At 70.8% G+C, this 12,966-nt stretch carries 9 protein-coding genes and 1 rRNA gene; 8 read left to right on the forward strand and 2 right to left on the reverse strand.

The features are described 5' to 3' along the window. Positions 1 to 181: 181 nt before the first annotated feature. Complete coding sequence (locus JO379_RS19280) at positions 182 to 1,786, forward strand: BACON domain-containing protein (protein WP_209516046.1); 1,605 nt, start codon at positions 182 to 184, stop codon at positions 1,784 to 1,786. A 275-nt stretch (positions 1,787 to 2,061) separates the two neighbouring features. Here the strand turns inward: JO379_RS19280 and JO379_RS19285 are convergent, their stop codons facing one another. Then, positions 2,062 to 2,922 (reverse strand): DUF3109 family protein, encoded by an 861-nt coding sequence (locus tag JO379_RS19285; RefSeq protein ID WP_130878253.1) that lies wholly within the window; start codon positions 2,920 to 2,922, stop codon positions 2,062 to 2,064. A 44-nt stretch (positions 2,923 to 2,966) separates the two neighbouring features. Between JO379_RS19285 and JO379_RS19290 the strand changes: the two genes are divergently transcribed. From JO379_RS19290 to ilvD, 4 genes are all read left to right on the forward strand, one after another. Further along, complete coding sequence (locus JO379_RS19290; RefSeq protein WP_130878252.1) at positions 2,967 to 3,899, forward strand: Ppx/GppA family phosphatase; 933 nt, start codon at positions 2,967 to 2,969, stop codon at positions 3,897 to 3,899. Between the two features lie 23 nt (positions 3,900 to 3,922). Next, positions 3,923 to 4,747, forward strand: a complete 825-nt coding sequence (locus JO379_RS19295) for a sugar phosphate isomerase/epimerase family protein (RefSeq protein WP_130878251.1) — start codon at positions 3,923 to 3,925, stop codon at positions 4,745 to 4,747. Further along, entirely contained in the window at positions 4,744 to 5,367 is a 624-nt protein-coding gene (locus JO379_RS19300) for a TetR/AcrR family transcriptional regulator (RefSeq protein WP_130878250.1), read from the forward strand. Before JO379_RS19295 ends, JO379_RS19300 begins: the two co-directional genes overlap by 4 nt. A 159-nt stretch (positions 5,368 to 5,526) precedes the next feature. Then, entirely contained in the window at positions 5,527 to 7,377 is a 1,851-nt protein-coding gene (gene ilvD / locus JO379_RS19305; protein ID WP_130878249.1) for a dihydroxy-acid dehydratase, read from the forward strand. A gap of 30 nt (positions 7,378 to 7,407) precedes the next feature. Here the strand turns inward: ilvD and JO379_RS19310 are convergent, their stop codons facing one another. Beyond that, entirely contained in the window at positions 7,408 to 9,630 is a 2,223-nt protein-coding gene (locus tag JO379_RS19310) for a serine/threonine-protein kinase (protein ID WP_130878248.1), read from the reverse strand. 179 nt (positions 9,631 to 9,809) lie between these two features. Between JO379_RS19310 and JO379_RS19315 the strand changes: the two genes are divergently transcribed. The 3 genes from JO379_RS19315 to JO379_RS19325 all read left to right on the forward strand — a co-directional run bounded on the left by JO379_RS19315 (position 9,810) and on the right by JO379_RS19325 (position 12,944). Continuing rightward, the gene (locus tag JO379_RS19315) at positions 9,810 to 10,136 is read left to right on the forward strand and encodes an SH3 domain-containing protein (protein WP_130878247.1); all 327 of its coding nucleotides are present in this window, start codon (positions 9,810 to 9,812) and stop codon (positions 10,134 to 10,136) included. A 70-nt stretch (positions 10,137 to 10,206) separates the two neighbouring features. Next, on the forward strand, positions 10,207 to 10,707 hold the full coding sequence (locus JO379_RS19320) for a hypothetical protein (protein ID WP_130878246.1): 501 nt from the start codon (positions 10,207 to 10,209) through the stop codon (positions 10,705 to 10,707). A 713-nt stretch (positions 10,708 to 11,420) separates the two neighbouring features. Beyond that, positions 11,421 to 12,944, forward strand: a 16S ribosomal RNA gene (locus JO379_RS19325). Positions 12,945 to 12,966: the final 22 nt, after the last annotated feature.

The raw sequence follows: 12,966 nt of genomic DNA on the forward strand, positions 1-12,966 counted from the left end.
CAGCGCCCGTGAGGACGGACGCAGCCGATCGCCACCCCGACCCACCCCGGCCTCTCCCCCTCCGCCACTCCGGCCGGAACGTACAGTTCCTGTCCCCCTTCGAGGGAGATGGTCACCCGAACGGGTTAAACCTGTGCGAGCAGGACGAGGGAGGGTGCGTCATCCGCCTACCGTCGCCGGGATGACAAGCAGCGGCCCCGAGCACCCTACGTACGCCACCGGCGCGTTTCATCCACACCGCCGTGCGCCGCGCGCGGTCGACGACACCCTCGTGCAGCGGCCGCCCGTGCGGTACGAGCCGTTCCTGGACGGGTTGTTCACCTACTGCCTGTCCGTGCTGTGCGAGCACGACTCCGCCACCTCCGTGCTCGGCGAGGCGCTCGCCCTCGCCGAGCGGCGTGCCGACCGGGCCCCCGCCGACGAGGAGATGCGCCGCCCCTGGATGTACGCCCTGGCCCGTTGGGCGTGTCTGCGCAGGCTCGCGGAGCGCGGCGCCAAGGTCGCCGATCCGGTCCCGACCGGGTCGCTGGCCGCCCACCGCCGCGCGGAGCTGTCCCTGCTGGCCTGGCCGGAGGCCGCCGGCACCACCCCCGAGCAGCGCGAGGCCCTCGAGCTGGCCGTCCGCCACGGCCTCACCCCCCACGAGGTCGGCGTGGTGCTGCGGCTGGACCCCGACGCCACCCGGGCGCTGCTGTCCAGCGCCGCGTGCGAGGTGGAGCGGACCCGGACCGCCCTGGCCGTCGTGGAGTCCGGCCGCTGCCCGGTCGTCGCACGGTTCGCGGGGGACACGGAGATGCTGCTGGGGGCCGCGCTGCGGCGCGAGCTCGTGCGGCACGTCGATGACTGCGCCGACTGCCGGCGGACGGCCGAGCGGGCCAACGCGGGCGACCCCTGGCCCGGGACGTCGGCGTCCACCGCCGCGCTGCCCGTGCTCGAGGCACCGCGCGCGGCGGCGCACGCCGCCATGCTGTGCGCCCTGGCCGCACGCCCGCAGCGCGCGGCGCCGGCCGGGGTGATGCCCCGGTTCGACCGCAAGGGCTTCCCGCTGGCCCCCAAGGACCGTGCCGCGCGGCGCGGCAGGCTGCGCAGCAGAGCCGTGACGACGACGGTCGTCGCGACGGTCGTGGCCGCCCCCGTGCTGGCCCTGTGGGCCGCCTACCGAGGGGGGCCGGGCATCGGGGAGGGCCAGGACACGGCGTCGGTCTCCGCCCGCGAGACGGACGGACTCGGCCGGATCCCGTACGAGGAGGTCGGCCGGTCCCACACCTCCACCGACGCGCGCTCGGCCGTGCGCCGCCGGCCCTCCGACGTCTCGGTCGCCGTGCTCGGCCCGGACGGCAGACCCGTGCCGGTGGCGGCCGCCGCCACCGCATCGCCCGCCCCGGGCGACAGCACCCGGCCGCTGCCGGCCCCGTCCGGACCGGGCCACGGACCCGGTCGGCTGACGGTCGAGGCGCAGCCCAGCGGGGGCACCACGCTGATCACGCTGACCGCCGACGGCGGGCAGCCGGTGCGCTGGTCGATGACGGCCGACGCGCCGTGGCTGCGGCTGAACCGGGTGGGCGGAGTCCTCACCCCGGGCCAGTCGGTGACCGTCACGGTCTACGTCGACCAGGACCGGGAGCCGGTGGGGCACTGGACGGCGCGGGTGGCCGTCGCGCCGGGCGGTTCCGTGGTGACGATCGAAGGTCGCGGCGCGGCCCCCGAGCCGACCCCCGCCGCGACCCAGCCACCCCCGAGCCCGACCGCCCCGCCCCCGGCACCGTCCCCGAGCGCTACGAACTGACCTGCGGCCCGCTGGGTGAAGCGCCCCGGAGCCCGACCGACCCGCCCCGGCGCCGTCTCCGAGCCCCACGAACCGACCTGCGGTCCGCTGGGTGAAACGCATCTGCGGCCCTGTCGTGGGAACTGATCGGCGAGCCGGCCCGCGAGCCGCCCTTGCCGGCTGTCCACCGAAGGCGCCTGCGAGCCGCCGCGCGGACACCGGCGGCCCGACCTGCGAAGGTCACCCCCGCGCCGCCCCGCGCGAAAACCGCGTAGCGAACGCCGTAGCGAACCGCGTCAGCGACGATCCGGCAGCTTCGCCGTCCGCCCGCCGTCCGCCGGGTGCGGAGCCATCGGCAGCAGCGAGGACAGCCGCTCCTCGCACAGCTCCACCAGCCGCGCGTAGCCCTCCTTGCCCATCAGCTCGGTCAGCTCCGGCGCGTAGCTCACGTACACCGGGTCACCCGCGCCGTGCGCGGACGTCGCCGACGTGCACCACCAGTGCAGGTCGTGGCCGCCCGGACCCCAGCCGCGGCGGTCGTACTCGCCGATCGTGACCTGGAGCACCTGCGTGTCGTCCGGCCGGTCGATCCAGTCGTACGTACGCCGGATGGGCAGCTGCCAGCACACGTCCGGCTTGGTCTCCAGCGGCTCGCGGCCCTCCTTCAGGGCGAGGATGTGCAGCGAGCACCCCGCACCGCCCGCGAAGCCCGGCCGGTTCTGGAAGATGCACGAGCCGTTCCAGCGCCGGGTCTGCCGCTCGCCGTCGTCCTCGTCGAGCTGCGTCCAGCCACTGTCGGTGCCCACGTCGTGGAACTGCCAGATGTCCGGCGTCAGCCGCGCCACATGGCCCGCGACCCGCTTCTCGTCGTCCTCGTCGGAGAAGTGCGCGCCCAGCGAGCAGCAGCCGTCGGCGGCGCGTCCCGCCTGGATGCCCTGGCAGCCGCTGCCGAAGATGCAGCTCCAGCGAGAGGTGAGCCAGGTCAGATCGCACCGGAAGAGCTGCTCCTCGTCGGCCGGGTCGGGGAATTCGACCCAGGCACGGGCGAAATCAAGCCCCACCTCGTCGGAGATCTCGGCCTTCACATCGATGACCTTGGTCTTCTTGGAGGCTTTGTCCTGCGCTTTGCCCTGCTTCGCCTTCTTCGTCTTCGCCACCCCTCAAGCCTAAGCGCCCCGAGAGCGGCAGTAGCGTTCACGCCATGAGACTCGGTGTCCTCGACGTGGGCTCGAATACGGTCCACCTGCTGGTGGTGGACGCGCATCCGGGCGCCCGCCCCCTGCCCGCCCACTCGCACAAGACCGAGCTGCGGCTCGCCGAACTCCTCGACGACCACGGCGCGATCAGCGACGCCGGGATAGACCGCCTGATCGCCGTCATCCAGGATGCCCTGCAGGCCGCCGAGGACAAGGGCGTCGAGGAGGTCCTGCCGTTCGCCACCTCCGCGGTCCGCGAGGCGGCCAACGCCGACGCCGTCCTCGCGCGCGTGACGAAAGAGACCGGCATCACGCTGCCCGTCATGACCGGCGACGAGGAGGCCCGGCTGACCTTCCTCGCCGCCCGCCGCTGGTTCGGCTGGTCGTCGGGCAAGCTCCTCGTCCTCGACATCGGCGGCGGCTCCCTGGAGATAGCACTGGGCCTGGACGAGGAGCCCGACGCGGCCGTCTCGCTGCCGCTGGGCGCCGGTCGGCTGACGGCCGGCTGGCTCCCGGGCGACCCGCCGGACCCCACCGACGTCCGCGCGCTGCGCCGCCACGTACGGGCCCAGATCGCCCGCATCGTCGGCGATTTCTCCCGCCGCGGCGCGCCCGACCACATCGTCGCCACCTCCAAGACCTTCAAACAGCTCGCCCGCATCGCCGGCGCCGCCCGCTCCACCGAGGGCCTCTACGTCAAGCGCACGCTGAGCCGCCGCGCCCTGGAGCAGTGGGTGCCCAAGCTCGCCGCGATGACCGTCGAACAGCGCGCCGCGCTGCCCGGCGTGTCGGAGGGCCGGGCGCCCCAGCTGCTGGCGGGCGCGCTCGTCGCCGAGGCGGCGATGGACCTGTTCGGAGTGGAAGAGCTGGTGCTCTGCCCGTGGGCATTGCGCGAAGGAGTGATCCTCCGGCGGCTGGACCACCTGCCCGTCCCGTGAGAGGCGGTCGTACGCTGTTCCCCGTGACAGAGCCAGTGGTGCGCATCCCGGATGCGAAGGTCGCGCTGTCCACGGCCTCGGTCTATCCCGAGTCGACGGCGACGGCCTTCGAGATCGCCGCCCGCGTCGGGTACGACGGTGTCGAGGTCATGGTCTGGACCGACCCGGTCAGCCAGGACATCGAGGCGCTGCGCCGCCTCTCCGACTACCACCAGGTCCCGATCCTGGCCGTCCACGCGCCCTGTCTGCTGATCACCCAGCGCGTCTGGTCGACGGACCCGTGGGTCAAGCTCCAGCGCGCCCGGGCGGCGGCCGAGAAGCTGGGCGCCACCACCGTGGTCGTCCACCCGCCGTTCCGCTGGCAGCGCTCGTACGCGCGTGACTTCGTGCGCGGGATCTGGCGGATGGCGGACGAGACCGACGTCCGCTTCGCCGTCGAGAACATGTACCCCTGGCGCTACCGCGACCGCGAGATGCTCGCCTACGCGCCCGACTGGGACGTCACCAAGGACGACTACCGCCACTTCACCGTCGACCTCTCGCACACGTCGACCGCCCGCACGGACGCCCTCCAGATGATCGACCGGATGGGCGACCGGCTCGCCCACGTCCATCTGGCCGACGGCAACGGCTCCGCCAAGGACGAGCACCTGGTGCCCGGCCGCGGCAAGCAGCCCTGCGCCGAGCTGCTGGAACGGCTCGCGGTCAGCGGCTTCGACGGGCACGTGGTGATCGAGGTCAACACCCGCCGCGCGATGTCCAGCGCGGAGCGCGAGGCCGACCTCGCCGAGGCCCTGGCCTTCACCCGCTTGCACCTCGCCTCCCCGACCCGCGTGCCCCGCCTGTGAGCGACGCACGGGAGGGCGCCCCGAGGAAGCGCGGCAGACCCGCCCGTACGGACGCGGGCGACGGCCCCGGCGCCCGCGAGCGGATCCTCACCGCCGCCCGCGCCGAGTTCGCCGAGCACGGCTACGACAAGGCGTCCATCCGGGGCATCGCCAAGGGCGCGGGCGTCGACCCGGCGCTCGTCCACCACTACTTCGGCCCCAAGGAGAAGATCTTCGGCGCGGCCGTCGAAGTGGCCTTCGCGCCGGCGCTCGAGGCGCAGGACATCGTCTCGGTCGGCGGGCTGGAGACCATCGGGGAGCGGCTGACCCGCTTCATCCTCGGCGTGTGGGAGGACCCCGTCACCCGGGAGCCGCTCCTCGCGATCGTCCGGTCCGCGGTCGCCAACGAGACCGCCGCCGCCGTCTTCCGCGACCTCGTCACCATGCGGCTCATGGTCCGCGTGGCCGGCGAGTTGGACGTCCCGGAGCCGCGGCTGCGCTCGGAGCTCGCCGCCGCCCAGCTGGTGGGCGTCACCCTGCTGCGCCATGTGATCAAGGTCGAGCCCCTGGCCTCGGCGGACCTCGACGAGGTCATCGCCATGGTGGCCCCGGTCGTCCAGCGACATCTGACCGAGGACTGACCCAGGGCCGGGCGCGGCCCGAAGCTGCCCGGGGGCTGAGCCCTGCGTCTCATATCGCGGAGATCCTGTCCGGATCTTGGATCACGGGCGTAGGCTCGGAAGACGCCGACCCGGCGCCGGCACCGCCGCGCGCCGACGCACTTCGAGGAGTGGAGCAGGATGCCCGAGCTGAGGTCCCGCACCGTCACCCACGGCCGCAACATGGCGGGTGCCCGAGCGCTCATGCGGGCGTCGGGCGTAGCGAGCGAGGACATCGGCAAGCCGATCATCGCGGTCGCCAACTCCTTCACCGAGTTCGTCCCCGGCCACACCCACCTCGCCCCGGTCGGCCGGATCGTCTCCGAGGCGATCCTGGCGGCGGGCGCGGTGCCCCGCGAGTTCAACACGATCGCGGTCGACGACGGCATCGCGATGGGCCACGCCGGCATGCTCTACAGCCTGCCCTCCCGCGACCTGATCGCCGACTCCGTCGAGTACATGGTCGAGGCGCACTGCGCCGACGCACTGATCTGCATCTCCAACTGCGACAAGATCACGCCCGGCATGCTGATGGCCGCCCTGCGCCTCAACATCCCCGTCGTCTTCGTCTCCGGCGGCCCGATGGAGGCCGGCCAGGCCACCCTCGTCGACGGCACGGTCCGCAAGCTCGACCTGATCAACGCCATCGTGGACGCGGTCGACGAGAACGTCTCCGACGAGGACGTCCTGCGCATCGAGGAGAACGCCTGCCCGACCTGCGGCTCCTGTTCCGGCATGTTCACGGCCAACTCCATGAACTGCCTGACCGAGGCCATCGGCCTCTCCCTCCCGGGCAACGGCTCCGTCCTCGCCACCCACACCGCCCGCAAGGCGCTGTACGAGAACGCCGCCCGCACGGTCGTCGAGATCACCAAGCGCTACTACGAGCAGGACGACGCGTCGGTCCTGCCGCGCAACATCGCCACCCGCGCCGCCTTCGACAACGCCATGGCCCTCGACATCGCCATGGGCGGCTCGACCAACACGATCCTGCACCTGCTCGCCGCCGCCCAGGAGGCCGGGCTCGACTACGACCTCAAGGACATCGACGCGGTCTCGCGCCGGGTGCCCTGCCTCGCCAAGGTCGCGCCCAACGTCGCCCCCGGCGGCACGTACTACATGGAGGACGTGCACCGCGCCGGCGGCATCCCCGCGATCCTCGGCGAGCTCTACCGCGCCGGCCTGCTGAACGAGGACGTGCACACCGTCCACTCGCCCGACATCAAGGACTGGCTCGGCACCTGGGACGTGCGCGGCGGCTCGCCCTCCGCCGAGGCCGTCGAGCTGTGGCACGCCGCACCCGGCTGCGTCCGCTCCGCGACCGCCTTCTCGCAGTCCGAGCGCTGGGACTCCCTGGACACCGACGCCGCCGGCGGCTGCATCCGTGACGCGCAGCACGCCTACTCCAAGGACGGCGGACTCGCCGTCCTCAAGGGCAACCTGGCCGTCGACGGCTGTGTCGTGAAGACGGCCGGCGTCGACGAGTCGATCTGGACGTTCGAGGGCCCGGCCGTCGTCTGCGAGTCCCAGGAAGACGCCGTCGACAAGATCCTCCGCAAGGAGATCAAGGAGGGCGACGTCGTCGTCATCCGCTACGAGGGCCCCAAGGGCGGCCCCGGCATGCAGGAGATGCTCTACCCCACGTCCTTCCTCAAGGGCCGCGGCCTCGGCAAGTCCTGCGCCCTGATCACCGACGGCCGCTTCTCCGGCGGCACCTCGGGCCTGTCCATCGGCCACGCCTCACCCGAGGCGGCCTCCGGCGGCACGATCGCCCTGGTCGCCGACGGCGACCGGATCCGCATCGACATCCCGGCCCGCTCGATCGAACTCCTCGTCGACGACGAGGAACTGACGGCCCGCCGCGAGGCGCTCGGCGGCACGTACGCCCCCAAGAACCGCGAGCGCCAGGTCTCGGCGGCGCTGCGGGCCTACGCGGCCATGGCCACCAGCGCGGACAAGGGCGCCGTCCGGGACGTCTCCCGACTGGGCTAGCCGGCGGGCCGGAAAGGGCACTGCGCCCCGCTAACGCCACCGGGACGGTGACCCCGCGTCCACCGCGAACACCGTCCCGTCCGGCGCCGCGCCGAACACCTTCCCGTCCGCCGCGACCGGCGCCGGGAGCAGCTCCAGATAACCCCGCCCGGCCCTGGCCAGGCGGGGTGACGTCTGCCCGAGCAGCGTGCCGTGCACGGTGTCCACGGCCAGCAGCCGCCCGTCGGCCGCCGAGAAGTACAGCCGGTCGTCGGCGGCGACGAGCGCAGAGGCGTTGGCGACGGAGGTGTCCAGCCGCCAGAGCCGGGCCGAGGGTTTGGATCCCACGGTGGTGGTGAAGGCGGTGAGCCCGCCGTCCGAGGACAGCACATAGACCGAACCGCCGTGCGCGACGACGCTCGTGGCGGCCACCGGCGTACCGAGCGGCACCCGGTGCTCGCGCTTGGCGGCAGGGTCATAGCTGACGATCGTGGAGATCCGCGTGTCCGCGTCGGCGGCGCTGAGATGGAGGACGCCGCCCGGTCCGGCCCCCACGGAGGTCAGATTGCCGTCGGCCGTCCGCTGCCACAGCGTCGTGCCGCGCACCGGGTCGAGCGCGACGATCTGCGTGCGGCGCCCGTCGGGGGACGGGGTGACCGCATAGGCGGGCCCGGTCCCGTACGAGGAGAAGACGGGCTTGGCGTGACCGGGCAGCCCGTGGCGCCACCGCTGCTTGTTCGTGGCCGCGTCGACGGCGGTGACCACTCCGTCCGCCGCGACCAGCAGCACGGTGTCGCCCGCGTGGAACACCCGGCCCCGGAACGCCGACACGTCCCGCGTCCAGCGCGGCTCGCCCGACGCCGGGTCGAGGGCCGACAGCCGCCGACCGTCCGGCGCCAGTACGTGCACCAGGCCGCCGGAGACGACGGGCGCGCTCGGCGCGCCGTCACCGGGCCGCGCCGACCCGCCCGCCACCTGCCGCCGCCAGGCCACCTCGCCGTCACCGGGCCGGATCCGGGCCGCCGACACCCCGCGCGCGGAGCAGTACAGGGCCGATTTCCCGTACGCACAGAACCCGGCCCGCACCTCGCCGTCGCCCGCCGCGTCCTCCCGCACGGACGTCTCCCACGGCTGCCAGGCGGCACCCATCGGCGTGGGGCGGGCCCCTGACGGCCGGTGCAGCCCGTCCACCTCGTGCAGCGCCCAGTACCCGCCGGCGACGGCCAGCGCCACGACGGCCACGGCGGCAGCGGCGATCCACCGGTTCCGCCGCCGGAGCCGGGCCTTACGGGGGAGGGGCGCCTCGGCGGGCTCCGCGGAGCCGGTGCGCCCGGAGGTAACGGGCCCTGCGGCCGGGGCGGGGGTGCTGCTGTTCCGCTGCTCGGGGACCTGAGGCGGGAACGGTGCGGAGGCAGTGGGGGCAGCAGGAGGAGTAAGAGGGGAGGAGGGGGACGTGTGCGGCAGCATGGCCATGATCGCGTCGGGCGTCGGCCGGTCCGCGGGCTCCTTCGCCAGGCACGCGAGGATCAGCGGAACGAGATCCTCCGGCACACCGGCCAGCTCCGGCTCGTTGTGCACCACCTGGTACGCGACGATGTACGGGCTCTCCGACTCGAACGGCCCCCGCCCGGTCGCCGCGTGGACCAGCAGCGAGGCCAGCGCGAACACATCCGCCGCGGGCCCGACCTCCCGCGGCCGCTGGAACTGCTCGGGCGCCATGAACGGCGGGGTCCCGATCAGCTTCCCGGTCTCGGTGCGCAATTCACTGTCGTACGGCCGCGAGATACCGAAGTCGATCACCTTCGGCCCGTCCTCGGCGAGCAGCACATTGCTCGGCTTGAGGTCCCGGTGCACGACTCCCGCGCGATGGATGTCGCGCAGCGCCTCCGCGAGCCCCGCAGCCAGCCTGCGCACCTCGTCGGGGCTCAACGGACCGTTCCGCTTCACCCGCTCGGCAAGGGTGGGGCCGGGAATGCAGAGGGTGGCCATCCAGGGCCGCTCATCGTCCGGATCCGCGTCCACGACCGGCGCGGTGAACGCTCCGCTCACCCGCCGGGCGGCCGCGACCTCCTGCCGGAACCGCGCTCTGAACTCCGGATCCACCGCGTACTCGGCGTGCACCACCTTGACCGCGAGAGGCAGCCCCGACGCGGAGCGCGCCAGGTGCACCACGCCCATGCCACCGGAGCCGAGACGCCCTTCCAACCGGTACCGGCCGGCATACTCCGGCTCCTCCGCTTCCGGGCCCGTCCCGGACATGCGCAGCGGCGGCATTCCCCCACCCCCGTTGTATTTCGGCCGCGTCAGGCGGCGTGCCGGAGCCTAGTCGATGGCACCTCACAGACCCGGAAGCCATGCCGAGCGGTCTTGCTAGCCTGCACATGACATACAGACGGACCCAGATTTCCGACGACTGTCCGACGACTTTCGACGCGTGCACGGGGGAGGGCCGGATGGCCACCGAGGAATTCACCGAGACCAGCGGCAACGACGAGAGCGCGGCGCTCTCGGTCCAGGCCGCCACGGCCGTGGCCTACTACCCGCTCGCCCCGGGGTACCAGGTCAACGTCCGCCGGGGCCCGAGCTCGACCAGCCAGCTCATCAAGGTCCTCCCGCAGGGCTCCAGCGTGCCGATCCGCTGCCAGACCCGCGGCGAGACGGTCTCCGGCCCGTGCGGCACCACGGACATCTGGGACAGCATCGCGCCGGGACAGTACGTGTCGGACGCGTATGTGAAGACGGGCAGCAGCGGCTTCGTGGCGGTCCGCTGCTCGGGCTGACGCCACCGGCTCCGCCCCTCCGGCCCGATCCTCCGGGCCCGGGTTTCCGGTCGACGGCGATAATCGACATATGAGCGATGAGCACGAGGCAGCGGGTCCGCAGCCGGAGCCGATCCGGTTCTTCGGGACGACCTGGGTCGAGCACGACGGCGGTTACGCACTGCGCAGGGCGGGCGTCGCCGTGGGCGCGCTCGCCGCGGCGGCGGCCGGCGCGTTCGTCCTCCGCTTCGGATACGAGGGCCTGGCCGTCGCCGAGGTCGGCAACCTGGTCAACATGCTGGTGGTCGTCGCCTTCGCCGTGTGCAGCGCCCTCGCCTTCCGCCGGACCTGGGAGGGCTTCCAGCGCCGCCCGGACCCGGCGGCCGACCCGGCGGCCGAGAAGTCGATGCGGAGCATCCTCATGATCGGCTTCATCGGGTCGCTGCTCGCCTACTTCTTCCGAGCCCTGCGCGAGGCGCCGGGCGAGCGGCTCCACCGCGAGGAGTACGAGGAGGCGCGCACCCGGTACGACCGCCGCCGCACGACCCGTACGGGCAACCCGGCGGCGCGGAAGAAGAAGCGCAAGAGCTAGGCCAGGGATCGGGCTCTGGGACCAGACTCAAGGATCAGGCTCACGAGCGGGCGCACCCGGGGTGGAGCACCCCCGGGGCTCGTGTAGAGTTCTCCGAGTTGCCACGGCGTCCGCGAGGACGGTGAGGCGGCACTTCACGCCTCACTGGCGGCAATCTCTACTGCACGGCCCTTGAACGGGATCGATTTCGGCATGCCGGAATTCGGGACCGGGTTCCGATTAGGAACTGCCGGGGGAATCCGGTAAAGTAGTGATCACGCCGAAAGGCGCGAAACAAATCCCCGCCGACGGGGAATCGGAAACGAATTCGAGCCGGGAACGGCACGGAAAAGGATCTGATAGAGTCGGAACCGCCGGAAAGCGAAAGCGAAACGGTGGGACCCCGCTCCAGCAGGGGGCCAGGGCCGGAAACGGATCTGGTAAGGTTGGAAACACGAAATACCGAAGGGAAGCGCCCGGAGGAAAGCCCGAGAGGGTGAGTACAAAGGAAGCGTCCGTTCCTTGAGAACTCAACAGCGTGCCAAAAGTCAACGCCAGACTATAAAATACCCCGTCTCCGGTCGCTCTGCGATCGGGACGCGGTTCCTTTGAAAGTCCTGCCGGTCCCTTTGGGGTCTGGTGGGCAACAACACAGCGAGGACGCTGTGCACGACCGGACTTATTCCGTCTGGTTGTGCCGCTCAACGCGAGTGTCACCCGATTACGGGTAAACATTCACGGAGAGTTTGATCCTGGCTCAGGACGAACGCTGGCGGCGTGCTTAACACATGCAAGTCGAACGATGAAGCCTTTCGGGGTGGATTAGTGGCGAACGGGTGAGTAACACGTGGGCAATCTGCCCTTCACTCTGGGACAAGCCCTGGAAACGGGGTCTAATACCGGATACGACCTGCCTCCGCATGGGGGTGGGTGGAAAGCTCCGGCGGTGAAGGATGAGCCCGCGGCCTATCAGCTTGTTGGTGGGGTAATGGCCTACCAAGGCGACGACGGGTAGCCGGCCTGAGAGGGCGACCGGCCACACTGGGACTGAGACACGGCCCAGACTCCTACGGGAGGCAGCAGTGGGGAATATTGCACAATGGGCGAAAGCCTGATGCAGCGACGCCGCGTGAGGGATGACGGCCTTCGGGTTGTAAACCTCTTTCAGCAGGGAAGAAGCGAGAGTGACGGTACCTGCAGAAGAAGCGCCGGCTAACTACGTGCCAGCAGCCGCGGTAATACGTAGGGCGCAAGCGTTGTCCGGAATTATTGGGCGTAAAGAGCTCGTAGGCGGCTTGTTGCGTCGGATGTGAAAGCCCGGGGCTTAACCCCGGGTCTGCATTCGATACGGGCAGGCTAGAGTGTGGTAGGGGAGATCGGAATTCCTGGTGTAGCGGTGAAATGCGCAGATATCAGGAGGAACACCGGTGGCGAAGGCGGATCTCTGGGCCATTACTGACGCTGAGGAGCGAAAGCGTGGGGAGCGAACAGGATTAGATACCCTGGTAGTCCACGCCGTAAACGTTGGGAACTAGGTGTTGGCGACATTCCACGTCGTCGGTGCCGCAGCTAACGCATTAAGTTCCCCGCCTGGGGAGTACGGCCGCAAGGCTAAAACTCAAAGGAATTGACGGGGGCCCGCACAAGCAGCGGAGCATGTGGCTTAATTCGACGCAACGCGAAGAACCTTACCAAGGCTTGACATATACCGGAAACGGCCAGAGATGGTCGCCCCCTTGTGGTCGGTATACAGGTGGTGCATGGCTGTCGTCAGCTCGTGTCGTGAGATGTTGGGTTAAGTCCCGCAACGAGCGCAACCCTTGTTCTGTGTTGCCAGCATGCCTTTCGGGGTGATGGGGACTCACAGGAGACTGCCGGGGTCAACTCGGAGGAAGGTGGGGACGACGTCAAGTCATCATGCCCCTTATGTCTTGGGCTGCACACGTGCTACAATGGCCGGTACAATGAGCTGCGATACCGTGAGGTGGAGCGAATCTCAAAAAGCCGGTCTCAGTTCGGATTGGGGTCTGCAACTCGACCCCATGAAGTTGGAGTTGCTAGTAATCGCAGATCAGCATTGCTGCGGTGAATACGTTCCCGGGCCTTGTACACACCGCCCGTCACGTCACGAAAGTCGGTAACACCCGAAGCCGGTGGCCCAACCCTTGTGGAGGGAGCCGTCGAAGGTGGGACTGGCGATTGGGACGAAGTCGTAACAAGGTAGCCGTACCGGAAGGTGCGGCTGGATCACCTCCTTTCTAAGGAGCACATAGCCGACTG

Origin of the sequence: Streptomyces syringium (assembly GCF_017876625.1) — a bacterium.
Classification (GTDB): domain Bacteria; phylum Actinomycetota; class Actinomycetes; order Streptomycetales; family Streptomycetaceae; genus Streptomyces; species Streptomyces syringius.